Source organism: Pseudomonas sp. 3-2 (assembly GCF_019710535.1).
In the GTDB taxonomy this organism is placed as follows: domain Bacteria; phylum Pseudomonadota; class Gammaproteobacteria; order Pseudomonadales; family Pseudomonadaceae; genus Aquipseudomonas; species Aquipseudomonas pharyngis.
Window position 1 is genome coordinate 2946410 of the sequence record NZ_CP081200.1, and the last position, 23887, is coordinate 2970296.

Genomic DNA, 23887 nt, shown 5'->3' on the forward strand with positions numbered 1-23887 from the left:
CACTGCCAGCGAAGGACTTTCCCATGGCCAACCAAGACATCACTTACACCCCGGACCCGGATGCAGACTCGATCTCTTCGGACGTGACCGAATTCAACGGCATCCTGATGTCGACCCAGATTCCGACCCGTACCGACGGCAGCCTGGAACTGGGCGACATCATCGCGCAAAGCGAATGCACGTTGCAGGCGCTGAAAGTGGCGCTGGAAAAGGCCGGCAGCTCAATGGATCGCGTGCTGCACTTGACCATCTACCTGACCGATATGGCTGATCGCGCTGCGTTCAACGAGGTGTACAAGCGCTACTTCGCCAAGCCATGGCCGGTGCGTGCGGCGGTGGGCGTGGCGGCGCTGGCGGTTGAGGGGATGAAGGTGGAAGTGACTGCGATGGCCGCCAAGGCCTGACTTCAGCACAGCTGCTCCCCGCAGGAGCAGGTGTTCCAAGTCAGTCATTCATTGCTGCTGTATTGTGCCGGCGTTTTTACGGGCAAACTTCCCTACAGACCAGCGCAGCCAATACGGCCGCTCCGAGCCTGGCTGCGCTTCGAACTTTCTATTAAGGCTATTTATCGTCCAGTGGGCCGGTGGCATTTAGAAAAAGTTGTGCGTTTTTCACATGGTATTCGACGCCTTCATAAATAACATACATTTCAAAATTCGCTTCAATAGTGTTGCTGATCCTGTCTCTTTTGAACGTAACCTTACCCTTAAAACCCGACACATTATAAAAGCCTGCTGTTAGGTGGCCCGATACAACGCCAGTACCTTCGCGCTCTATTCTGTATGTACCGTCTTCCAGCGTTTTGGGGATTATGAGCCCGAGCTGTACGTGTTCCTCAGTTGGCAGGCTACGACCCAGGACACTTAAAAATTCTGGAACTAACGAAGCATAGATGAATGTGCCAGCTGAAAACTTTTCCCCTACGCCCGGAATGGGTGGACTGAACGTTGCCTCGCAATAATTGTTCATTACTGAATGTGCATCACCGGCCGTCATGTCTTTTTCATTAATATTTAATGCTTTGTAAATTTCAGTGTTCATTATCGAAATCCTTTTTTATGAATCGAAAATGGAAAAGGCACTGCAATACGCTGGAATACCTGGCGAAAAGAGTGCTTCATATAAGCCGACCCAACAACTGACAGAACTTACAGTTATGCCATTGCCGAAACTGTGCTAGTGACTTTATGCATCACATCGCCCCATGGGTGCCGGTCAGGCCGTTCGCAGGTACAATGCGCGCCTCGACCGTGACAGCCTGACTAAAAAAACATATGTCCTTGCCCAAACATCACCTGGAACTGCTCAGCCCCGCCCGTGACGTGGCCATCGCCCGCGAGGCCATCCTGCATGGCGCCGACGCGGTGTACATCGGCGGCCCGAGCTTCGGTGCGCGCCATAACGCGTGCAACGAGGTGAGCGAAATCGCCGAACTGGTGGAATTTGCCCGTCGCTACCACGCGCGCATCTTCACCACCATCAACACCATCCTGCACGACAACGAACTGGAGCCGGCGCGCAAGCTGATCCATCAGTTGTACGACGCCGGCGTCGATGCGCTGATCGTTCAGGACCTGGGCGTGATGGAGCTGGACATTCCACCCATCGAGCTGCACGCCAGCACCCAGACCGACATCCGTACCCTCGAGCGGGCCAAGTTCCTCGATCAGGCCGGTTTCTCGCAACTGGTTCTGGCCCGTGAACTGAACCTCAAGGAAATCCGCGCGATCGCCGATGAAACCGATGCCGCCATCGAGTTCTTCATTCACGGCGCGTTGTGCGTGGCGTTCTCCGGTCAGTGCAACATTTCCCACGCGCAGACCGGGCGCAGTGCCAACCGTGGCGACTGCTCCCAGGCCTGCCGTCTGCCGTACACCCTCAAAGACGAGAAGGGTGGCGTGATCGCCTACGAAAAACACCTGTTGTCGATGAAAGACAACAACCAGAGCGCCAACATCCGCGCACTGGTCGAGGCCGGTGTGCGTTCGTTCAAGATCGAAGGTCGCTACAAGGACATGGGTTATGTGAAGAACATCACCGCCTATTACCGCCAGCGCCTGGACGACGTGCTCAACGACCGTCCGGACCTGGCCCGCGCCTCCAGCGGCCGCACCGCGCATTTCTTCATGCCGGACCCGGAAAAGACCTTCCACCGTGGCAGCACCGACTACTTCGTCAGCGAGCGCAAGATCGACATCGGCGCGTTCGATTCGCCGACCTTCACCGGTCTGGCGGTGGGCGTGGTCGAGAAAGTCGGCAAGCGTGACATGCAGGTCATCACCCACGAGCCGCTGTCCAACGGCGACGGCCTCAACGTGCTGGTCAAGCGCGAAGTGGTGGGGTTCCGCGCCAACATCGCCGAAGCCAAGGGCGAGTTCGAGGAAGAAGGCGAGAAGCGCTACCGCTACCGCGTCGAGCCGAACGAAATGCCGGAAGGCCTGTACAAGCTGCGCCCGAACCACCCACTGAACCGCAACCTCGACCACAACTGGCAGCAGGCCTTGCTCAAGACTTCTGCCGAGCGTCGTATCGGCGTGAGCTGGCTGGCGAAGCTGCGTGAAGAGCGTCTGGAACTGACCGTGACCAGCGAAGAGGGCATCAGCGCCAGCGTCGCGCTGGAAGGCCCGTTCGGCGTCGCCAACAAACCGGAACAGGCGCTGGAGACCTTGCATGACCTGCTCGGCCAGCTCGGCACCACCGAGTACCACGCGACCTCGATCAAACTGGATGCGCCGCAAGCGTTCTTCATCCCGAACTCGCAGCTCAAGTCGTTGCGCCGTGAAGTGATCGAAGCGCTGACTGCCGCGCGCGTTGCCGCTCATCCGCGCGGTTCGCGCAAGGCCGAGACCACGCCACCGCCGGTGTACCCGGAAGCGCACCTGTCGTTCCTGGCCAACGTCTACAACCAGAAGGCTCGCGACTTCTACCACCGTCACGGCGTGAAGCTGATCGACGCCGCGTACGAGGCCCACGAAGAGGCGGGCGAAGTGCCGGTGATGATCACCAAGCACTGCCTGCGGTTCTCCTTCAACCTGTGCCCGAAACAGGCCAAAGGCGTGACCGGCGTGAAGACCAAAGTCGCGCCGATGCAGCTGATTCACGGCGATGAAGTGCTGACCCTGAAGTTCGACTGCAAGCCGTGCGAGATGCACGTGATCGGCAAGATGAAGGGCCACATCCTGAATCTGCCGCAGCCGGGCAGCGTGGTGGGGCATATCAGCCCTGAGGATCTGATGAAAACGATCCCGCGCGCGCCGCACTGATTAGCAGGCAATAAAAAACCGGTGACGAAAGTCACCGGTTTTTTTATGCCTGCCAGAAACTCAACTGGCTTCGTAGCGCGATCCTGTCTGCGGCGCCGCTTCGCCGCTCAACGCATCGACCATCGGCGGATGGTCTTGCGCCGCCTGACGCAGATCCTCGGTCACTCGCAGCTCTGCACCGGTCGGCGAGAAGGTCGCTGCCGCCGTAAACGGCGCCGGGTTGGCCGGCACCGGACGCTTGCCGCGACGCCAGAAGAAGAACGTCACCATGCTCAGATTGACCAGCGCGAAGGCCCAGAACAAGCCGGTTTCGCCGTGAGCGTTCATCGCCGGGGAGATCAGCAGCGGGCTCATCGCCGAGCCCAGCGAGTTGATCAGCAGCATGCCCTGAATCATCGGCACCAGGGTTGCCACCGGCGCACGGTCGGCGGCGTGGCTGACCGCAACCGGGTACAACGCGAACACGCCGCCACCCAGCAGGAACAGCATCGCCGCGAGCATGGTCGAGGACAGCGGCACCAGTACAATCACCAACGACAGCACGGTGCACGCGGCGCAGAGCACGGTCAGCACTTGCAGGCGATCCTTGCGATCGGACCAGCGCCCGACCGGGTATTGCAGCAGCATCGCGCCGAGGATCGTCCAGGCCATCATGCTGCCGACTTCGCCGACGTTCAGGCCGATGCGTTGCAGGTACAGCGGCAGCAGGGTGTAGATCGCCGCGATGGTCACGCCGGAGCCGAAGCACCCGACCAGACCGGTAGGCGATACGCCCAGCAGCGCCCGAGGCTTGAGCGGTTCGACCTGTTCCAGCAATGGCGATACGCGCGGCAGGATCACGATCGGCAGCACCGACAAGGTCGCGAGCATGCCGGCGACCATGAACGGCGCGGTGTCGCCCAGCCCGGTGATTTTTCCCAAAAACGCCTGACCCAGCACGCCGGCGCCGTAGAGAACGATCATGTACAACGCGAGCAGACGGCCGCGAATCTTCGCGTCACCGGCCAGCAGCAGCCAGCTCTCGATCACCAGAAATACACCGACCGTGGCCCAGCCGTTAATCAGGCGCAGGACGACCCAGCCCCAGGTGTCATAAAACAGCCCTTGCAGCAGGATGGTCGCGGCGATGAGCGAGGCGAAGCTGCTGTAGGCGCGGATATGGCCGATGCGCAGGATCAGCCGGTCGTTGAAGATCGCGCCCAGGGTCAGGCCGATAAAATAGGCCGAGGACACGATGCCGATCATCGTCGCCGATTCGCCGGCCGCGCCCAGGCGCAAGGTGGTCAAAGAAGACAGAAAGCCGTTGCCCAGGGCAACAATGAACAGCCCGAGCAGGGGCGCCAGCGCCATGGCCAGCAAACGCGGTGTCATAAAAACCTCAAGTGATCGAACAGCGGAACGTGCGCCTCTGCGCATGCGAGTGCCAAGCCGAAGTGTGTTGAAGACAAACGACCGCCGAACGGGCAGGGCGATTGAGCCTGGCGCACTGGGTGAAAGTGGCCGGCTGTTCAAACCTGAGGGTTGTCATGGCTGCGGGCAGGCGCCGGTCGGGCGACTGCGAGAGGAGGCGCGATTTTAAGCCTTGTGTGGCGTTTGCCAAGGTGCCGGGCCTGCGACGTTGGGACGCAGGCTCGCCCGTTTCAGCACTGATCATGCTGATCGTTCCCACGCTCTGCGTGGGAATGCAGCCCGGGACGCTCCGCGTCCCTCCCAACGCCGGACGCAGAGCGTCCATGGAGGCATTCCCACGCAGAGCGTGGGAACGATCAAGGTCAACGGCGTGGGAACGATCTCTGGATGGGTGCTTGCGTCGTTCGCGAGTAATTTGCTGCGGCGCCGGTTAGCATGGCGGCATAACAACGAAACGATGGACCCCCACCTTGATCGAACGACGCCAATTCAGCGGTGGCATGAAGGGCAAGAACCTTCGCTACCTGAACGAGCCCGCCAGCGGGCCGGGACGCATGACCCGCACCGGGTTTGTGCTGCTGGAGCATTTTTCCCTGCCGGCCTTCACCCAGGCGCTGGACACCCTGGTTACCGCCAATCTGCTGCGTCCCGGTCTGTTTTCCACGCGCACCTTTGGCTTGAGCGACGGTGAAGTGATCAGCGACCTGGGGCTGGTGATTCGCCCGGACTCGCGCCTGGAAACCAGCGTGTTGCAGGAACTGGATCTGCTGGTGATCTGCGGCGGTTACCGCACTGAATTGAAGGCGAGCGATGAGCTCATCAACCTGCTGAAAATGGCCGCCGAGGCCGGCGTGATACTGGCCGGGTTGTGGAACGGCGCGTGGTTCCTGGGCCGGGCAGGGGTGCTGGAAGGCTATCGCTGTGCGATTCACCCGGAGCATCGACCGGCGCTGGCGGAGATTTCCAAGGCGACCCAGGTCAGCAGCGAACCCTACGTAATCGACCGCGACCGGTTGACCGCGTCCAGTCCGTCTGGCGCGTTCCACATGGCCCTGGATTGGATCAAGGGCCTGCACGACAAGGCGCTGGTCGAAGGCATCGAAGACATTCTGGCGTTCGAGGAATCGCGTTACCGGCGGATCAAACCGACCGAGAACCTCTGCGTCAGCGCGCCGTTGCGTGAAGTGGTGAAGCTGATGGACGCCAATCTGGAGGAACCGCTGGAGCTGGAACAACTGGCGGTGTATGCCGGGCGCTCCCGGCGTCAACTGGAGCGGCTGTTCAAGGAACAACTGGGCACCACGCCGCAGCGTTATTACATGGAACTGCGCATCACCGAGGCTCGGCGCCTGCTGCAACACACCGAGCTGTCCCAAGTGGACGTGCTGGTGGCCTGCGGATTCGTTTCGCCGAGCCATTTCAGCAAGTGCTACAGCGCCTATTTCGGTTATCGCCCGTCCAAAGAAAAACGGCTCGTCAAATGACGAGCCGTTTGGCGTGCGGCTTCAGAGGTGATCGGCGTCAATGATCGCCTGAGCGAAGGCTTTCGGGTCTTCCTGCGGCAGGTTGTGACCGATGCCGCCGTCGATCAGGCGGAACTGGTATTTGCCGGTGAAGCGCTTGGCGTAGTCCTCGGGCGCCGGGTGCGGCGCGCCGTTGGCATCGCCTTCCAGGGTAATGGTCGGCACGCTGATCGACGGTGCGGTGGCGAGTTTCTGTTCCAGTGCCTCGTACTGGCTTTCACCTTGCACCAGGCCCAAACGCCAGCGGTAGTTGAACACGGTGATCGCGACGTGATCCGGGTTCTGCAACGCCTTGGCGCTGCGGTCGAAGGTGGCGTCGTCGAACGCCCATTTCGGTGACGCCAGTTGCCAGATCAGCTTGGCGAAATCATGGGTGTTCTTGGTGTAACCCGCCTCACCACGGTCAGTGGCGAAGTAGAACTGATACCACCATTGCAGTTCGGCCTTGGGCGGCAGCGGGTTCTTGCCGGCAGCCTGATTGCCGATCAGATAACCGCTGACCGACACCAGTGCCTTGACCCGCTCCGGCCACAGCGCCGAAACGATGTCTGCCGAACGTGCGCCCCAGTCGTAGCCACCGAGCACGGCCTGCTTGATCTTCAGCGCATCCATGAAATCGATCACGTCACTGGCGAGCGCCGCCGGCTGACCGTTGCGCACGGTCTTGTCGGACAGGAAATGCGTCTCGCCATAACCCCGGGCGTATGGCATCAACACCCGATAACCCTTGGCCGCCAGCAGCGGCGCAACGTCGTCGTAGCTGTGAATGTCGTACGGCCAGCCGTGCAGCAGAATCACCACCGGGCCATTGGCCGGGCCGGTTTCGGCGTAGGCCACGTCCAGCACGCCGGCCTTCACATGCTTGAGCGGGCCGAAGGGCAGGTCAGCCGTGACGATGGCGGCTGCGGTCTTGACTGGATCGGGCGTTGCGGTTTGTGCCTGGGCGAGCGCGCCGAATTGCAGCAGCGCAGTCGCAAGAATCGACAAGCCCAACAGGCGACGACGGTTTTTCCCAGTAGTGACGGTGGCGTGTGGTGCGTGCTTCATGGCAAGTCTCCTTATGATCGGCGAGGGCCGGGTTCTGGCTGAACCCTTCGAATCTGGAGCCCATTAAAGACTGGCCACGTATCTGCGCTGTTTCCGTTTTCGTCATCTGATGCCCAGGCATGTATCCGGGCGGCATTCGTACACACTGGGATACAAACCAGCGGCCAACAAAAAGCCCCGAATGTTCGGGGCTCTTGCTTGCCTTGGGCTTCAGGCCTGCGTGACGTGCTTGGGCCCGGCCAGCGCCCAGGCGATCAGCCCGAACAGCGGCACAAACACGATCAATACGATCCAGACGCCTTTGTTGCTGGCTTTCCCCTCACTCTTGCGCACCCGGTTGATCGCCCACAATTCGATGAGCAAAAGCACGACGGCCAGTACGATCCACGTGGTTTCAATTTGCATGAGCTACCTCCTGATGGTCTTTGGCTTAGGCGGGCCGTGACACTCAGGGTTCATTAAATTTGCTGGATGGCCTGCCTGGCTCACGTGCACAAATGTTCTAAACCCATCGGCAAAGTCGCGGTAACGTAGACGTCCTTGACGAACAACCACTGCCTTCGGAGCCTTGCGTGGACAAACGCAACTGGATCGACTTGTCTCAGGATGCCGACACCGGGATCGAGTCGATTCGTGCCCATTTCCAGGGCCACGCCTACGATCCGCACTGGCACGACAGCTTTCTGGTGGGCGTCACCGAGCAGGGTGTGCAGCAGTTTCATTGCCGGCGCGTGCGCCATCTGAGTACGCCGGGCAAGATTTTCATGCTGGAACCGGGTGAGATCCACGACGGGCACGCGCCGACGGAGGAGGGTTTCACCTATTCCATGCTCTACCTCGACCCGCACTGGCTGGAGCGCGAATTGCGCGTGCTGTTCGAGCATGCGCCGGACAACAGCCAGCTCGGGTTCACCGATACCCTGAGTCAGGATTCGCGCCTGTCCACGGCCATCAATCAGGCCTTCAACGCCCTGCATCACGGCGACTTGCGCATCGTGCGCCAGACCGCCATCGACACCTTGCTCGGTTCGCTGACGTCCCACCTCGACTGGCGAAAGCGCCAGCCGTTCGATCCGCGCCTGCCACGGGTGGCCCAGGTGGCGCGGGACTATCTGCATGCGCATGCCTTCGAAGACATCGGGCTGGACGACCTGGCCCAGACCTGCGGGGTCGATCGCTTTCGTCTGACCCGTGCATTCAAGGCCGCTTTCGGACTGGCGCCGCATGCCTATCTGATTCAGCTGCGGCTGGCCCGCGCCCGGCAGTTGCTGGCGCGCGGCGAAACACCCGCCACCGTCGCCAGCGCCCTCGGTTTCGCTGATCAAAGCCATCTCGGGCGCTGGTTTCGCCGTGCCTATCACCTGACGCCGGCGGACTACCGCAAACGCTGCTCAAACCTTCCAGACTGAACCCCCGCGCAACCGCGACCATGGCCTCCTGTTTTGATTCGGGAGTCCTGTCATGGAATCGTTGCTGCCTTTTCTGCTGTTTTCCTTCGTCGCCTCGATCACCCCGGGGCCGACCAATATTTTGGTGATGAGCCATAGTTCGCGGCGCGGTCTGACGGCCACCGTGCCGATCATTTTCGGTGCGTGTGTGTCGGCGGCGCTGGTGGTGTTGGTGGTCGGACTCGGCGTGGGGGAAACCTTGCTGCGCTATCCCCGCGTGCAGCAGGCGATGGCCTGGGCCGGCGTGTTGTGGTTGAGCTGGCTGGCGTGGCAGATCTTTCGCAGCATGCCGCCGTCGCTGGAGTCGTCAACGTCTAGTGATGACGGCTTCAACGTGTTCGGCGCCGCCGGCCTGCAATTGATCAACCCCAAGGTGTGGATGATGGCCGTGGCGGTGGTGAGTGTGTTTGGCGGCAACGGCGACGACAGCGCGCGGATGCTGCTGTTGTCGGCGGTTTTTCTAATGGTCTGCCTGCCGTGCATGACGGCGTGGGCGCTGCTGGGCGTGGGCAGTGCGCGGTTCTTTGGATCGCCACGGGCATTGCGGCGCATGAATGCCGGGCTGGCGTTTTTGTTGTTGCTGTCGGCCTGGTTGGCGGTGTTGGTGTAGATCGGTTCAGATATCAGTCGGTAAAGAGCGCAACCCTGTCACTCTGGATAAGGCCGCTGGCGGCCAGCGCTCTGAGCCGTTGCACCAACGCGTTGCGCTGGTCTTTTGAGGTGACCGGGTCGACCGCCTGATACTGACGATCGCACCAGAGATCCACCTGCCGCAGCCAGAATGTCTCGATCACGGGTTCTGCTTCCAGCCGTTTCAACAGATAGGCAACCTGCTGCCAACTCGACATCAAGTGCAAGATCGCCCGGCTGCGTTGCGGGGGCAGGTCATGCCATTCGCAATCCAGTTTCGCGGCGACCCCGGCATTCAGCGCGGCCCAGGGCTGCTTGTCTGTTAGCGCGTAGGCGGCGAGGTACACTTTTTCCGAAGAATCACCCAACGCCCCGAGCATCAGCGGCAGATCTTCGTCGCCCAGCAGGCGAACCGCAGCCTGCCGCACAGAGGGATAGATCGAGCTCAGCGCTTCAGTAAGCCAGTGCTTCTGGAGTCTGATTTCCAGCTCGGCAGCCAGGCCCAGTACGCCAAGCCATTCGCGTTTGCGGGTGGGGAAATCCTGACTGAGTCGCTGCGCCAGTACCTCAGGTGCATCGACGCCGTGACGAGGTGCAGCCCAACGCGCCAGGCTGCGGATCGAGGGCGAAGGATCGAGTAAAGCCATCCGCAACAGTTGGCCTGGATCATCAGACAAGGGAAGGAGCGCGCGGAGTATGTTGACACGCACCTTGGCACCCGGCCGCGACAGGGCCTCAATCAGCAAAGGCGAGGCCTGCGCTGGCGATAGATCCTGACAGACCGACACCGCAGCTAGCCTTACAGTCAGCTCCCGATGGGCCAGGGCGCTACGCAGGAGTATCTCCGGGTCGAAATCCGTTTCCAGCAGCAAACTGAACAGGTAGCGCGCGGCTTTGCCTTGCCGCGTGAGAAAGTTTGCGAAAACCTCATCGCGGATTTCCGGTGATTGAAGAACAGTGCGTGCGGCGGTGTAGGTGGGAGCATGGTCAACCCGCTGCCGCGCCGCCAGCGCCATGATCGAGTCCAGCGCATACAGCAACGCAGGCGCCTGAGCGGGGTTCAGGTAGTTGTTCATCCCGGACAACGCCAGATCGCGAATCTGTGGCACCCAATCGTTGAGTCGTTCTGTCAGGGCTACAAGCGCCTCTGGAGAACAGTCGCGAATGAGTTCTCTCACGGCGACTTCGCGGACGAACCCGTTGTAGTGGGTGCTGAGTTCTATCCACGTACCGCTGCCGTTGGCATTCGCGAGCAGTTCCAGCGCTTCGTTACGCCGATAATCCGCCCATGTGTACTCGGTCACGGGTTTGTTCCTGAGCCGGTCCCACCAGTCCTTTGGAGATGTCACGCATTGATCCTTTCTGTAGTCGCCCGGGTGCAGGGTTGCCACTTTACTGATTTTGCGGTCGCAGGCGTAACTGTCATTTCGTTCCTGCACGGCACAGGATGCCTTCCGCATTCCCGACAGGAATGCACCGCATAAAATCAATGAATTTCTATTATCGATTCTCGTGACGTAGGGTGCTTCAAGGACACGGAGAAACTACCTTGAACGCTTCCTCTACTGAAAAATTCGACACCTCCCGCGCCAATGAATATGGCCAGCAAAGCCGCATTGCGCTGGCGGGCTATGACGCTTGCCATGACCTTGCCGCGTGCATGCTGGCGGCCAGTCTCGGTATCGCAGGTTCGGCGCGGATTCTGGCGGTGGGCGCCGGCGGGACAGCTCAGGAAATCATCGCGATGGGGCGTCTGGAGCCAGGCTGGCGATTCATGGCGGTTGACCCTTCCGAGCCGATGCTGGCGGCGGCGACCGAGCAGTTGCGGTTGCATGACTTGCTGGCGCGAACGGATCTGCATCTCGGGCCGGTCGATGATTTGCCTGCCGATGAGTCTTACGACGCCGCTACGGTGATCGGCGTTCTGCATCATCTGGAAGGCGATGAGGCCAAACGAGCGCTTCTGCAATCCATTCGGTCGCGTTTGAAACCGGGTGCTCCGCTGATCGTGGCCGGCAATCACTGCGCCTATGCGAGCCAACCGTTGCTACTGGAAGCGTGGGGACAGCGCTGGCGCCAGAACGGGGCCAGCGCCGATGAGGTGAAGGCCAAACTGGGGAAAATTCTTCAGGGCGCCGATCCTCCGCATTCCGAAGCGGCGGTTCAAAAGCTCTTGCATGAAGCCGGGTTCGGCGAGGCCACCCGGTTTTTCAGCAGTCTGTTCTGGGGCGCATGGTTGACGCGTAGAACGGGTTGATTCGGGGCTCAGTGACGAATCCGACCACACGCATTTGAAATCCCCGCCGTTGCCCCCCAGAATCGCGCCCCGATCCGGCCACCAGCGCCGGGCGTTCAGAGTGAAAGGGGTTGCGGTTGAACGAACAGACATTGTCCATGCGCCTGGAACGGGTGGCGGCGCAGGTGCCCGCCGGTGCGCGGCTGGCCGATATCGGCTCGGATCACGGCTACCTGCCGGTGGCCCTGATGCGCCGTGGCGCGATCGCGGCGGCGGTGGCGGGCGAGATGGCCGAGACGCCGTTCCGTTCGGCGCAACGCACCGTGCGCGACAACGATCTTGAGCAGCAGATCACCGTGCGTCTGGCCAATGGCTTGATGGCCGTCGAACCGGCAGACGGGATCACGGCAATTACCGTATGCGGCATGGGCGGTGAAACCATCCGCGACATCCTCGAAGCCGGCAAGGCGCGCCTGAGCGGTCGCGAACGCCTGATCCTGCAACCCAACGGCGGCGAGCAACCGCTGCGCCAATGGCTGATGGACAACGACTACCGAATCCTCTGTGAGGAAATCCTGCGGGAGAACCGCTTCGACTACGAAATCATCGTGGCCAAGCGCGGCGAGCCGGTGACGTATACCGCCGAGGAACTGTACTTCGGCCCGCTGCAATTGCAGGCGCGCAGTCCGGCGTTTGTCAGCAAGTGGCAGCACCGGCTGCGGCACAAGCAGCAGACGCTGGCGCACTTTGGACGGGCTCGGCATGCCGTTTGTGAACACAAGGTGCAGGAGCTGACGCAGCAGGTGCGGTGGATTACTGACGTGCTGGGGTGAAGCAGGCCCAACGCTGATATCATCCAACAACTTTCAAGCAGGCCAAAAAACACCATGAACCGTCAGAAAAAACTGCAACAGCTCTTCAAGGAAAAATCCAGAAAGGCCAACGCCAAACTGGCACCCAAGAGCAACAAGCCGAAGTACATCAGCAAGGCTGATCGCCTGAAGCTCGAGGCGCAAGCGGCTCCAGAGTCGATTGAAACCCCTGAGGCCTGATCAGGCAGGCGCGCAGCAGGTTTTACCTCAGGTACTCGGCGGCTTCGCCAGCTCGATTCCCGCCGCCCCCAGCCGCTTGAGAATCTCGAACAACAAATCACTCTTGGTCGTCCCGACAATCCTCGGGCTCGCCACATACCCGGTCACCGTCAACGTAATCCCGTCCGGCGTCAGCTTGCTGAAGCGCACGAACGGCGCCGGTTTTTCGAGGATGGTTTCGTGTTCCTTGTAGGTGTCGAACAGCAGGTTCTGCACCTGTTCGGGGTCGATGTCCAGCGGGAACATCAGCTCCAGCGTCGCCACGCCCTGGGCGCTGCCGCCGAGGGTGACATTGCGCAGGTTCTGCGAGATCAGTTGCGAGTTGGGCACGATCACGATCGAGCGGTCACTGAGCTGGATTTCGGTGGCGCGCACGTTGATCCGGCGGATGTCGCCCTCGACGCCGCTGATGCTGATCAGGTCGCCGACCTTGACCGGGCGTTCGGTGAGCAGGATCAGGCCGGAGACGAAGTTCTTCACGATCTCCTGCAAGCCGAAGCCGATGCCCACCGACAGGGCGCTGACGATCCACGCCAGATTGGTCCATTGCACCCCCAGCGATGACAGGGTCAGCAGGATCACCACCGCATAACCGATGTTGGAAAACAGCGTGCTGAGCGAGGCGCACATGCCCGGGTCCATGTCGGTCTTGGGCAGGAACTCGTTGTCGAGCCAGCGGCGCAGGGCGCGGATCAGGTAGATGCCGATCAGCAGCGCCAGCATCGCGTTGAGCAAGTGGCCGGGGACGATGTTCAGCTTGCGCAGGCCGGCGCCGCCGAGGATCGTGCCGATGTTGTTGGCCAGTTGGCCCAGGGTGGTGCCGATCCCGCCGACGAACAGGGTGATGACCGCCAGCAGCAACAGCGCGGCTCGACCGAAACCGGCCAGCAGGGTCGAGGCTTGTTCGAGTCGCCGGTCGCCGACGCCCAGCAGTTGTTTCAGCGCCTTGCCGCTGGAGTGGCGGGGCGAGAAGAAGTACTCGCAGCTGTCCTTGAGCAGCTGCATCAGCAGGTAAAACCCGGAAAACACGATAAACGCCCACACCAGTTCATAGGTGATGAACCGCGCCAGCGATACGTAACCCGTGAGCAGGACGCCGAACGACAGCACCATCGCCAGGGTGGCAACGGTGTAAACCACCCCGGCGAAGGTATTGCCCGCCACTTGGCTGTCTCCGGCTGCGGCCAGTGTTTTGCGCACCCTGCCGACGCGCATCAGCAGCGTGGTGACGATGCCCAGCACCGCCAGCGCAATGATGCCCCGGCCTGCGAGCACAATCTGACTGCTCATGCCGGCGGCATTGCTGACTTGCACCGCCGTCACCAGCACCAACAGCGTCGCGGCGAGGATCCGCGCGTAGGGATGCAGCGCGAGCGCCACCGGGTCAGCCACCGCCGGCAGTCGCCAGGACGGATGCTCGGTCGAGAGCAACGCGCGGCTGAGCCCTGTGATCAGCACGCAGGCATAAACCACTTTCCCGAACTCATCGGAAAATGTCGCCAGCATCGGCGGCAACGGCACGTGACGGGTGCAGGCGTAATAGAGCAGTTGCAGGGCGATGGCGGTGGTCGCGAGTGTCGCCAGCGCCGAGGCGAACGCCAGCGAACTGCGGCGCAGTCGACCCTCCGGCATGCGGTGGATGCACACCCACGCCAGCCAGCGGTCGGCCAGTCGCCGCCCCAGCGTCCAGACGACAAAGGCCAGTACCACCAGCAGGGCGGTGTAAAAGCGCTGACCCGGTTGCCAGGCTTCGGCGCCGGTCTGTTGCACCTGATCGACGAAAAGCCTCAGACGCTGGCGGTCATCCGCCGACGGATTGACAAGGGGAGCCCAGAAGCCGGGATTCAGAATGCTGTGGGTGCTGAGCGTCAGTTCGCTTTCGAGCAACGTGCGGCGGATACCGGCGATCTGGGTGATCAGCTCCGTGGCGTTTTGCTTGAGGGTGGCGAGGTTCTTCAACGCCGTATCGACTTTGGTTTTCTGCTCGATCAACGTCGCCCGTTGCGCCGCGATATCGGCTTGTTCGGCGGCGACCGCTTCGGCCGGCGCGGCACCGAGTACGCCCAGTTGCACGGTCAGTTGCGCCTGCTGCGGCAACAGCGACGCGGACAGCCGATCGATGTCCAGAATGAACGTCTGCACCCGGTCCTGCGGGCCTTCGAGCTGGTTGTAATTGTTGGCGGACGAGATCTGCTGCTTGAGGCCGTCGAGGCGCAGTTGAAGGGCTTGCAGATCGCTTTGCGTGACGCCGGGGAGCGGGGCGCCGACATCGGGCGTGCCGGGCAGGTCGGCGGCCGACACCATCGAGACACCCGGACAGAGCAGCGTCAGGGTGATGAACATCAATGACTTCAATGCATTACGCATGGGACTGGACGGTTCCGGTTGATCACACAAACATTGAGGTTAGGTGATGGGGCCGGAGGGCGCGGAAAAGTTTCGGTGACCCGGGCGACGGGCCACCGTTCGCGGCGTTGCGGTTATTCAGATCGACCGCTGATTGACCCGCTGCATCAATTCCTCCGCCGATTCCTTGCGCTCGGAGTAGCGATCCACCAGGTCCGGGCGATCACGCAGCAACAGCGTGAACTTCACCAACTCTTCCATCACGTCCACCACCCGGTCGTACAGCGCCGAGGGTTTCATGCGGTTACCTTCGTCGAATTCCAGATAAGCCTTGGGCACCGATGACTGATTGGGGATGGTGAACATGCGCATCCAGCGGCCCAGTACGCGCAGTTGATTGACCACGTTGAACGACTGCGAACCGCCGCAGACCTGCATCACCGCGAGGGTCTTGCCCTGGGTCGGACGCACCGCGCCGAGGGCCAGCGGCACCCAGTCGATCTGCGCCTTGAACACTGCCGACATTGCGCCGTGGCGTTCCGGCGAACACCAGACCTGACCTTCGGACCATTGCATCAGCTCGAGCAGTTCCTGGACTTTCGGGTGATCGCCCGGCGCATCGTCCGGCAGCGGCAGACCCGAAGGGTTGAAGATTCGTGTCTCGGCACCGAAGTGCTCCAGCAGGCGGGCGGCTTCTTCGACCAGCAAACGGCTGAAGGAGCGCGGGCGGGTCGAGCCGTAAAGCAGCAGGATGCGCGGCTTGGGCGCGTCTTCGTCACGCGTGGTTGTTTGAACCAGTGAAGGGTCGAGGTTGGGCAGGTCGGTCATGTCGGCTCCGGTTACAGCGTGCTGATGCGGTCGAGCTCGCGCTTGAGGGCATCACGGTCAAGTTGGGCGAAGGGCAGGGCGAGGAAGGCTCGGCAGCGGGTTTCGATGCGGGCGAGGGTGGCGCGGAAGGCGGCATCGATGGTCCGTTCATCGCCGACCACATCCGATGGATCTTCCAGCCCCCAATGCGCTTTCAAGGCCGGGCCGAAGTACACCGGGCAGGCTTCACCGGCGGCCTTGTCGCACACGGTGATGACGATGTCCGGCGGGTTGTCTTCGAAGGCCTCGTTGCCCTTGCTGCTCAACCCGGCGATGGAAATGCCGGCTGCCTGCAACGTGGTCAGGCTGCGCGGCAGCACCTGGCCCTTGGGGAAACTGCCGGCACTGACCGCTTCGAAACCGGCCGGCGCCAGATGGTTGAACATCGCCTCCGAGAGAATGCTTCGGCAGCTGTTGGCGGTGCACATGAATAGAACTCGCATTTTCGATCCTCAGCAGCAGGCAGACGTATTGAGCGGGCGATCGCCCATGGCCGCCAACCGCGCGCTGTTTTCTTCCAGCCAGGCGGTGTTGGCGGCGAGCGTGGTTTCAAGCAGCGTGCGAATCCATGCCGGCAAATCAGGGTTGAGCCGGTAATAAACCCATTGGCCCTGACGGCGATCCAGCAATAGACCGCAGGTGCGCAATTGCGCGAGATGGCGGGAGATTTTCGGCTGACTGTCGTCCAGCGCGCAGACCAGTTCGCAGACACACAACTCACCCTCACGGGTGATCAGCAGCGTGGCCCGGGCGCGGGTTTCGTCGGCGAGGCATTTGAAAACGGAAGCGGGGGTGAGCATGACGATGCCTTCAAGATATACGGTTGTCCGAATATACGGATATCCATATGTATTGGGCAAGCCTGGAGTTTGATGACGGTGGCAGCTCTCGACTGAAGATTTGTTTAGCGCAGGCGCTTCAACGCTTACTGAACGCCAAGCGCGCAGCAAACAACACGAAAATCATCCCGGTGGTGCGATCCATCCAGCGAATCACCTTCTTCCGGCGCAGAAAACCGGACAGTGGCTGCGTCGCGCCAATCAACACCAGCGACCAGATCAGCCCCAGCACCACATGAATGCTCACCAGCCCGAATGTCCACGGCACCAGCGGCTGACCTTGCGGAATGAACTGCGGCAGAAACGACACGTAGAAAATCCCGATCTTCGGATTCAGCACATTCCCCAGCATGCCCTTGAAAAACCAGTTCGCCCCCGGTTTGCCATCGGCCTCGGCCGGTGCCAGCGAACGGCGAGGGCGCAGCAGCATGTTCAACCCCAGCCACGCCAGATACGCCGCGCCGCAATACTTCAACAGGTTGTAGGCCAGTTCCGACACCGCAATCAACGCCCCCAACCCAAACGCCACCGCTGCGCCCCACAACAGACAACCGGCATTGATCCCCAACGCCGCACGCAACGCCTGCTGCTTGCCCTCGACGGTGGCGGTGCGCAGCACCAGCGCGGTGTCGAGGCCAGGTGTCAGGGTCAACAGCGTGGCGGCGAGGGTGAAGGCGAGGAGGTTGTCGGCGATGGACATGGTGCGTGGGTTCCCTGTTCTGGATGGAGGGAACGGTAGCGGTTTCAGGCAGGGGGATCCAGCAGGGAGATGAAGTGGGCGGTAGTTTATGTTGTTAGTTGCCGACACTTACAAGGCCACGCAGGAGAGGTGCACCTGTAACGCGACCTTTCCTGAAACGTGATAAACCAAAGATGGTCATGTAGCATAGAGCCATCATCGCTACCCCGGTGCTACTCACTTCTGCCCACTCAAAAAGGTTTGTAAATGATAAAAACTATCCCGATGTGGAAAATGGTGATGGAGATCAAAGGCAAGATAATAGGATTTTTCTTGCTTGCGGCCATACCTGCTTTCATCGCTGGCAGTGCGTGGATGTTCGTTGAGACATTGAAAAAAGGGCAAATTCGCCACGCTATGGTGGGTTTTATTGCGGTGGTTTTTTTTGGTGCGTGCAGCGTTGTACTTGCACCGTCAAAAAAATATGTGCCTGGAAAAACATTCAAGTTTTATAGAGATAAAAGATTCTGTTCGAAGAAGTACATAAACTATGCTTATGCAATTACTGTTTTGATTTTTGCTGTTTGTGCCTCGGTTTCTCCAGAAGACGCGCTGAAGTCAATAGGTTATGGATCAACAGCTCTTTATGCTGTTTATATTTACTCTAAAAGCGCGAGATTTCACGCGGATGTCGATTTTTCGACGAATGAATATCTGACCACCGCTCTGGGGTTTTCTGCAGGGGAGAAAGTTCTGATCAGCTACCAGAATTTTGATGCCGAGGAGGTTAAGGCTGGTAGTAATGCTTTTGCCGCAACTGCGACCAAGTTTATTCTAGCGTCATTTGATGGAGAGGCTTGGACGAAACTGTCAAAGGACCTGAATCAAGTCTCGGGCATTGGTATCGTTGGTAAGGATGGTCAGAGTTATGCCATGAAACTGGAGTTCAATGATGGTGTCGATGCTTTGTTTTACATTGGGCTCTATGACAAGCTCACATCAAACCCGTTTATGGTAATTCGAGGGCTGTTGGACGCAATTGATGCAAGCCTCTTGAGTGACCAGGATGCACCACAGACAACCAAAAGACGTCGGGTGGTGGTCAACTCCAACAGTTCAGCTTCGACTTCAGAAAATGTTTCGGCTGATGCAACGCTTGCCGCCGGGGCACCTGTACGCAATATTGAGGTTGCTCCTGAAGTGTTGAACGCTATCCAGAATGCCGAAGTAACTGTTTCCGGTCGCAGGCTGGAGCTTTAACAATGTCTCATTGCACGAAGTTTGAATTTTCATATGTTGATGAAGAGGCCATTGCCAAAGCTTTCGGCAAGATGGGCCTCACCCCGACAACCGGCCTGGTTTCAATGTTTGCCAGCGACTTCAGTAAAAAGGTGCTGAGCGCAATAGGCTATATGGGGCAGCAACAATTTAGAGCTATTTATGGCACGGCTGGTGAGTTCAGTCTGTTTGTTTGTCAGATTGAGGAGGGTTCCTACAAACTCCTCATCGAACGGGAAACTGTTTCGGCCAACGATGAAGCGATCATGTCTGATTTGGCTTTAAGCTTTCAGAAAGCCTATATCAGCGTGGCCATCGATGAAACCGTAAAACGCATAGATGCGTCAGGTTTTCCATCAAGAGTGAAAGAAACTGTTCAAGGCTTTGAGGTTGAGTTCGGACCCAGCTACGAATACAGCATTCATGTCACTTTTACAGGCGATGAGGTGATGGAGGAAGTGCATGGCGTCAAAGGCGATATTTGCACAAAACTCACTGAAGAGCTTGAGGCACTTCTTTCCCGTCCTACTGCGGAGCTCGTGACCGAGTGGAAGCCAGCCTATGCCGTAGTCCATGAAGAGCAAACCCTTCAAATTCTCAGGGCCAATTTCTAGATGGAAATCAATGTACATCACATGGACTTGAGCAGCGTTAACGGCCCCGGGTTGCGCTTGACACTGTGGGTGCAGGGTTGCGCGCTGAATTGTAAGGGATGCTTCAATCAGAGTACCCACGCTCGCGAGGCGAGTACGCTGATGTCTGTTCATGACCTGGCAAAGAAGATCAATGCACTCGACATCGCTGGGGTTACTCTTTCCGGGGGGGAGCCGCTCGACCAGGCGCCAGCCCTTGAAAAGCTGATACATGCCGTCAATGGTGAGAAAAACTGGATACTTTATACGGGCTATACGCCAAAAGAGATATTCCAAAATGAAGCCATGATTAGAGTTGTCAAGGCCGTAGACTTGACGCTGGCAGGCCGGTATCTGCAAAACGCGAAACATCCCTATCAGCACAAACTGATTATCAAAACAAGTGATAGGGTTGATATCGACTTTTTCCGTGCCAGGAGACCTGTCGAGTTTGTTGTTTCAAACTCCGGGGTTACCAAAACCGGTCTTCCGGTGCATGTATAACTTAGTTCAGGCGCAGGGATAACAGGCATGAACCGTACCAAGCAGATAACAGATTACCTCAAGGCGCGTTACGCCATTCTGGTCATTGAAACGTTCGAGGAAGAGCGCGCCCTCAAAGAAATCTCTGAAATCGCCAAGACGCTCAGCCATCGTTTGTTCGTTTGGAACTCGACGATGGGTGTTCAGATCAATGGCGCCGTGGCCGGGGATAAAACCTTTGATTTGAAAATGGCCCTGGACTTTTGCGAAGAAAGAGCCAAGGAGGAAAACAGCAAAAACATTTTTGTCTTTTGTGACGCTCATAATTACCTTGCCCCAAGCTCGAATCCTGTCTATCGCCGTCGGCTTCGGGATCTGGCCATAAATATTCGTTCGCGTGGATATCGAAGTAATTGCATCATCGTGGCGCCAAGTTTTGAAATTGCCAATGATCTTCAGAAAGAAATCACGTTGATTGATTTCCCTTTGCCGTCGAGAGAAGAAATTAAAAGTCAGGTCAATGATTTTGTTAATTCCTGGCATGGCAACACTAGCGTCAAGATCGACCTGACTGGTGAAACCAAAGATAAACTCATTGACGCCGCTTTGGGGCTCACGGGGTTAGAAATTGACAACAGTTTGTCTCGTTCACTGGTATCCAGTCTTAGTGTCAATGAAAGTACCGTAAAGGATCTGCTTTTCGAAAAGAAACAAATCATAAGGAAGACAGGCATCCTGGAGTACATCGACTCCACGGTAAATCTTGAGGATGTTGGAGGGCTGGCGACTCTCAAGAAGTGGCTTCATTTGCGCAGCCAGTGTTTTGGGCAAATGGCTCAGGAGTTTGGTGTCAAAACCCCGAAGGGCTTGCTCTTGACCGGAGTCCCTGGCTGCGGCAAGTCGCTGACGGCAAAGTGCATATCGTCGTCCTGGAACATGCCCTTGTTGCGTCTGGATATGGGGAAAATCTTCCAGGGCGTGGTGGGTTCTTCAGAGTCAAATATTCGTTCCGCACTACACACTGCCGAAGCTATTTCGCCTTGCATCCTGTGGATCGACGAAATTGAAAAAGGACTTTCCGGTTCTTCCGGAGGAGCCTCTGATGGTGGCACGGCCACACGCGTATTCGGCACGCTGTTGACGTGGATGCAAGAAAAGACGGCGCCTGTTTTTGTATTTGCTACTGCTAACAACATCAATAGTTTGCCTCCGGAACTGTTGCGGAAGGGGCGGTTTGACGAAATATTTTTCGTTGACTTCCCGTCGACACTGGAAAGAAAAAAGATTCTTGAAATACATCTGAAGAAGTTGAAACGTGACCCGGAAAAATTTGATCTGGATCGATTGTCTGCTCTGGGAGGCGAGTCGAATTTTGGTAAAGACGTTGTGCTTTCAGGTGCTGAAATCGAAGCGTGGGTCGGGGACTCGCTGATTGAGGCGTTTTCACGGCGAATGAGCGGCACTGGTGATGCAAGTGACCTGACCATGGCTGATTTTGAAACGACTATTTCGCGTTTGGTACCCATGAGCAAAATGCGCAAAGACGAGTTTACAAAACTGCGTGACTGGGCCAATCAAAACGCAATCAGCGCTTCGGCCATGGTTGCCGGCCAGAATGATACGGAAACTCAGATCGGCGGCAGGCAAATTGACTTTTGATCTGAGGTGATTTTCAGTGGGACAGGCTTTTTTCTGGATGGGGGAACGTTAGCGGTTTCAGGCGGGTGGATCCAGCAGGGAAATCAGGCGCGGTTCGATGCAATCGGGTTGTATCTCGAGGATCGCCAGCGTGACTGGCAACTTGAAACGCCGAGGGCCGGCGCTGCCGGGGTTTACGTAGAGACGGTCACCGCGCCATTCGATGCGGGGTTTGTGGGAATGGCCGGTGATGATGAGCTTGATACCCGGATCGAGATCGGCGGGGACATCGGCGATGTTGTGGACGAGGAGGGTTGCCCAGCCATTGAGGGTGAAGGTCAGGAGGTCGGGGAGGTTTTCGGCCCATTGGCTATTGAGGTCGTTGTTGCCGCGCACGGCGTGGACGGGGGCGATTTTGGCCAGTTGGGCGAGGACGTCCGCGTTGCCGATGTCGCCGGCGTGGATGATCTGGTCACAGCCCTGGAGCGCGGCGAGGGCTTCGGGGCGGAGGAGGTTGTGGGTGTCGGAGATTAGGGCGGTTTTCATGGGTGGCTCTCCGTTGGTGGTTTGGGTGGGAGTGGCTGGTTTCGAGCCATAGCAGAAGTTCGACAGCACATCTGGCAGTATGGTTTTCTGACAAACCTGCCCTGAATCCATGGCAAAACCGAGTACTTTCACCCCATGAACAAAGGTCTGAGTGACGACAACCTTGATTACGTACTTGCGGTCCTTGAGAAGGCCCCAAACCCGGAATTAAGTGTGATGTGTGAACATCTGCAGATTGACAGTCGCGATCTGTTGAATCAATTGACGATCTCAGTAGCAAGACTGTTTATCACGGGCACTCGCGATTTTCATTACTGCGATGAGGTGATGAATATTGTCATCAGCGATATCGTCGACTTGTCCATTCACGCGGAAATGCCCCAGCCGGCATTTTCTATCTATCAGGCATTCGATGCAGGCGAGTATTGGCACAGCGACGATGACCGGGATGTGTTTCCTTGGGAGAAGTGGACGCGGCCTGAGCTGATGAGAATTTTGCGTGAGGTCGACGACGGCGCAAATGGGCTTTCGAAGTAGGTTCGACTTTGATTCGATTTGTTAGCCGCTTTAGATACCCCCGAAACCGAAAAGCCAGAAAGGTAATGCTCTGCCTCTATGCCCCTCATACTCCGATTCACTCTCAAGCTGTTTTCGACAATAAAACAAACTGATAATGGCTGGGATAAATAATAAGGTGAACAACCATTGAAATACGTCAGTTGATTTCAAGGTGGCCGCCACCAGTAAATTAATTAGAGTCATGCCAATAATGAATAAGTTGTATCTAATATGTCGACGCTTCGTTGAAGCAAAGCTTTCCCAATCATAAATCAGCCAGTCGTGGGAAAAATCGTCGCATTTAGGACACCTAAGGCTTGGCGGAAGCTTGTCTGCGATATAACCGCAGCTAGGGCATCGAACTTTCATGGCGTTATCCTGACACCTTCACATTAGTTGACATGCCATGTCGTGGTAAGCGCGAGATCTATCGAGGGATAACGCGATAGGGATGACGGCAAGCCCGACTACGATAAAGAGGGTAGCAGGACACAATCCATTTGCCCGTAGTCTGTCCACCGACTGCTGTTGGCCGAAGCTGCCATTCACAATGGCAGCTTCGGCCAACGCTCATTCCCTCTGTCGTTCCGAACTAGTCGGTCACCAAAGAGGGCTAGCGTTTAGCTCTTCACCTCAACATGATCCAACGCCTGATTCACCGCCAACTCACTCAGCATCACCAACTGCGCAATCCCGATCGCAGTCTTGCGATGGGCAGGCTCCAGCGTGGCCGCAAAGTTATTGAGCATTTCGCTCGCCGATCCCAGTGATTCGCTGGCGTTGGCCAGCAGGGATTCGGTGTTGTACGCAGGGTTGGCCAGATACATGGGGTCGTGTTTGTGGTGGCTGCCCATGATCCGTTGCTGCGGAGTCAGGTAGTGATCGAGGGCGCGTTCGGCGGCTTCGTTGAGGGTTCGGGAGTCGGGGAATTTGTAGGGGGAGACTGGATCGGTTTCTGGTGGGTTGGGTGTTGGTTTGAACATGGATAAATCCTCTAGCGCGATTACCAAAAGGAACCATCACCCTTCGCTACCAAACGTTGGGTGGCGGCCATACGCGGGTTGGTAGACCGGTCGCACTAGAACCCGGCGCCCACGAATGAGCCCCACGCATGACCACCATGAAATCCGAGCCCAGAGAAAGGGCTGCACACGGTGACGCCATGAGTCTAGAACGAAGCGGGCTACCAAACCCGATCACTGTTTTTCAGTGACCCGGAAACGATAAAACCCGTGCCCCAGACGCACAAGCCGGCGGATTCTGGCGTAGTCGTAGGCAATGACGCAAGGCGTTGTAGCCTTGAGGAAGTAACGCTGAGTGTCTTTAAACAGCGAAGGCCGAAACCCTTAAACAATCTCCGAGGGTTCCTTCAA

At 58.4% G+C, this 23887-nt stretch carries 25 protein-coding genes; 13 read left to right on the forward strand and 12 right to left on the reverse strand.

Annotation, left to right across the window (positions count from 1 at the left end):
• The first annotated feature begins 23 nt into the window (after positions 1-23).
• Complete coding sequence (locus K3819_RS13255) at positions 24-404, forward strand: RidA family protein (RefSeq protein WP_085611850.1); 381 nt, start codon at positions 24-26, stop codon at positions 402-404.
• Between the two features lie 157 nt (positions 405-561).
• On the opposite strand, the gene K3819_RS13260 is transcribed toward K3819_RS13255, so the two are convergent.
• Positions 562-1041 (reverse strand): hypothetical protein, encoded by a 480-nt coding sequence (locus K3819_RS13260; protein WP_064595846.1) that lies wholly within the window; start codon positions 1039-1041, stop codon positions 562-564.
• A 233-nt stretch (positions 1042-1274) separates the two neighbouring features.
• Here K3819_RS13260 and K3819_RS13265 point away from each other — a divergent pair, with 233 nt between their 5' ends.
• Positions 1275-3263 (forward strand): U32 family peptidase, encoded by a 1989-nt coding sequence (locus tag K3819_RS13265; protein ID WP_108561544.1) that lies wholly within the window; start codon positions 1275-1277, stop codon positions 3261-3263.
• A gap of 60 nt (positions 3264-3323) precedes the next feature.
• On the opposite strand, the gene K3819_RS13270 is transcribed toward K3819_RS13265, so the two are convergent.
• Positions 3324-4634 carry an MFS transporter gene (locus K3819_RS13270; RefSeq protein ID WP_221399507.1) on the reverse strand — a complete coding sequence of 437 codons (1311 nt, stop codon included), beginning with the start codon at positions 4632-4634 and terminating at the stop codon, positions 3324-3326.
• 539 nt (positions 4635-5173) lie between these two features.
• Between K3819_RS13270 and K3819_RS13275 the strand changes: the two genes are divergently transcribed.
• Positions 5174-6157, forward strand: a complete 984-nt coding sequence (locus tag K3819_RS13275) for a GlxA family transcriptional regulator (protein WP_221399690.1) — start codon at positions 5174-5176, stop codon at positions 6155-6157.
• 21 nt (positions 6158-6178) lie between these two features.
• On the opposite strand, the gene K3819_RS13280 is transcribed toward K3819_RS13275, so the two are convergent.
• Both K3819_RS13280 and K3819_RS13285 read right to left on the reverse strand, forming a co-directional pair.
• Positions 6179-7243 (reverse strand): alpha/beta fold hydrolase, encoded by a 1065-nt coding sequence (locus tag K3819_RS13280; protein WP_221399508.1) that lies wholly within the window; start codon positions 7241-7243, stop codon positions 6179-6181.
• Positions 7244-7453: 210 nt separating this feature from the next.
• Positions 7454-7648: a PLDc N-terminal domain-containing protein gene (locus K3819_RS13285; protein ID WP_041475233.1), complete on the reverse strand. Its 195-nt coding sequence runs from the start codon at positions 7646-7648 to the stop codon at positions 7454-7456.
• 167 nt (positions 7649-7815) lie between these two features.
• On the opposite strand from K3819_RS13285, the gene K3819_RS13290 reads away from it, so the two are divergent.
• Positions 7816-8652 (forward strand): AraC family transcriptional regulator, encoded by an 837-nt coding sequence (locus K3819_RS13290; RefSeq protein WP_221399509.1) that lies wholly within the window; start codon positions 7816-7818, stop codon positions 8650-8652.
• A gap of 52 nt (positions 8653-8704) precedes the next feature.
• Positions 8705-9301 (forward strand): LysE family translocator, encoded by a 597-nt coding sequence (locus K3819_RS13295; protein WP_221399510.1) that lies wholly within the window; start codon positions 8705-8707, stop codon positions 9299-9301.
• A gap of 13 nt (positions 9302-9314) precedes the next feature.
• Here the strand turns inward: K3819_RS13295 and K3819_RS13300 are convergent, their stop codons facing one another.
• A complete protein-coding gene (locus tag K3819_RS13300) occupies positions 9315-10625 on the reverse strand; it encodes a PBS lyase (RefSeq protein WP_260329058.1) in 1311 nt (436 codons plus the stop codon).
• Between the two features lie 245 nt (positions 10626-10870).
• Between K3819_RS13300 and K3819_RS13305 the strand changes: the two genes are divergently transcribed.
• The 3 genes from K3819_RS13305 to K3819_RS13315 all read left to right on the forward strand — a co-directional run bounded on the left by K3819_RS13305 (position 10871) and on the right by K3819_RS13315 (position 12609).
• Positions 10871-11578 carry a class I SAM-dependent methyltransferase gene (locus K3819_RS13305; protein ID WP_221399511.1) on the forward strand — a complete coding sequence of 236 codons (708 nt, stop codon included), beginning with the start codon at positions 10871-10873 and terminating at the stop codon, positions 11576-11578.
• Between the two features lie 116 nt (positions 11579-11694).
• Positions 11695-12390 carry a tRNA (adenine(22)-N(1))-methyltransferase TrmK gene (locus tag K3819_RS13310; RefSeq protein WP_221399512.1) on the forward strand — a complete coding sequence of 232 codons (696 nt, stop codon included), beginning with the start codon at positions 11695-11697 and terminating at the stop codon, positions 12388-12390.
• A gap of 54 nt (positions 12391-12444) precedes the next feature.
• The gene (locus K3819_RS13315) at positions 12445-12609 is read left to right on the forward strand and encodes a DUF2986 domain-containing protein (protein WP_064595861.1); all 165 of its coding nucleotides are present in this window, start codon (positions 12445-12447) and stop codon (positions 12607-12609) included.
• Between the two features lie 27 nt (positions 12610-12636).
• On the opposite strand, the gene K3819_RS13320 is transcribed toward K3819_RS13315, so the two are convergent.
• The 5 genes from K3819_RS13320 to K3819_RS13340 form a co-directional block, all read right to left on the reverse strand.
• Positions 12637-15015 carry a DUF3772 domain-containing protein gene (locus K3819_RS13320; RefSeq protein ID WP_221399513.1) on the reverse strand — a complete coding sequence of 793 codons (2379 nt, stop codon included), beginning with the start codon at positions 15013-15015 and terminating at the stop codon, positions 12637-12639.
• A gap of 117 nt (positions 15016-15132) precedes the next feature.
• Positions 15133-15822 carry an arsenical resistance protein ArsH gene (gene arsH, locus K3819_RS13325; protein WP_221399514.1) on the reverse strand — a complete coding sequence of 230 codons (690 nt, stop codon included), beginning with the start codon at positions 15820-15822 and terminating at the stop codon, positions 15133-15135.
• An 11-nt stretch (positions 15823-15833) separates the two neighbouring features.
• Entirely contained in the window at positions 15834-16304 is a 471-nt protein-coding gene (locus tag K3819_RS13330; protein WP_085611840.1) for an arsenate reductase ArsC, read from the reverse strand.
• 9 nt (positions 16305-16313) lie between these two features.
• Complete coding sequence (locus tag K3819_RS13335; RefSeq protein ID WP_085611839.1) at positions 16314-16661, reverse strand: metalloregulator ArsR/SmtB family transcription factor; 348 nt, start codon at positions 16659-16661, stop codon at positions 16314-16316.
• A gap of 118 nt (positions 16662-16779) precedes the next feature.
• Entirely contained in the window at positions 16780-17400 is a 621-nt protein-coding gene (locus tag K3819_RS13340) for a LysE family translocator (RefSeq protein WP_085611838.1), read from the reverse strand.
• Positions 17401-17646: 246 nt separating this feature from the next.
• Between K3819_RS13340 and K3819_RS13345 the strand changes: the two genes are divergently transcribed.
• The 4 genes from K3819_RS13345 to K3819_RS13360 are packed head-to-tail and all read left to right on the forward strand — an operon-like array spanning position 17647 to position 21431.
• On the forward strand, positions 17647-18639 hold the full coding sequence (locus tag K3819_RS13345) for a hypothetical protein (protein ID WP_221399515.1): 993 nt from the start codon (positions 17647-17649) through the stop codon (positions 18637-18639).
• A gap of 2 nt (positions 18640-18641) precedes the next feature.
• Entirely contained in the window at positions 18642-19271 is a 630-nt protein-coding gene (locus K3819_RS13350) for a DUF2997 domain-containing protein (protein ID WP_085611836.1), read from the forward strand.
• A gap of 21 nt (positions 19272-19292) precedes the next feature.
• A complete protein-coding gene (locus K3819_RS13355) occupies positions 19293-19793 on the forward strand; it encodes a 4Fe-4S single cluster domain-containing protein (RefSeq protein ID WP_256575355.1) in 501 nt (166 codons plus the stop codon).
• 27 nt (positions 19794-19820) lie between these two features.
• Complete coding sequence (locus K3819_RS13360; protein WP_085611834.1) at positions 19821-21431, forward strand: AAA family ATPase; 1611 nt, start codon at positions 19821-19823, stop codon at positions 21429-21431.
• Positions 21432-21488: 57 nt separating this feature from the next.
• Here the strand turns inward: K3819_RS13360 and K3819_RS13365 are convergent, their stop codons facing one another.
• Positions 21489-21956: a metallophosphoesterase family protein gene (locus tag K3819_RS13365; protein ID WP_221399516.1), complete on the reverse strand. Its 468-nt coding sequence runs from the start codon at positions 21954-21956 to the stop codon at positions 21489-21491.
• Between the two features lie 135 nt (positions 21957-22091).
• Between K3819_RS13365 and K3819_RS13370 the strand changes: the two genes are divergently transcribed.
• On the forward strand, positions 22092-22493 hold the full coding sequence (locus K3819_RS13370) for a hypothetical protein (protein WP_085611832.1): 402 nt from the start codon (positions 22092-22094) through the stop codon (positions 22491-22493).
• Between the two features lie 641 nt (positions 22494-23134).
• On the opposite strand, the gene K3819_RS13375 is transcribed toward K3819_RS13370, so the two are convergent.
• Positions 23135-23497, reverse strand: coding sequence for a DUF6124 family protein (locus K3819_RS13375; RefSeq protein WP_085690553.1), 363 nt, complete (start codon positions 23495-23497; stop codon positions 23135-23137).
• Positions 23498-23887 lie beyond the last annotated feature (390 nt).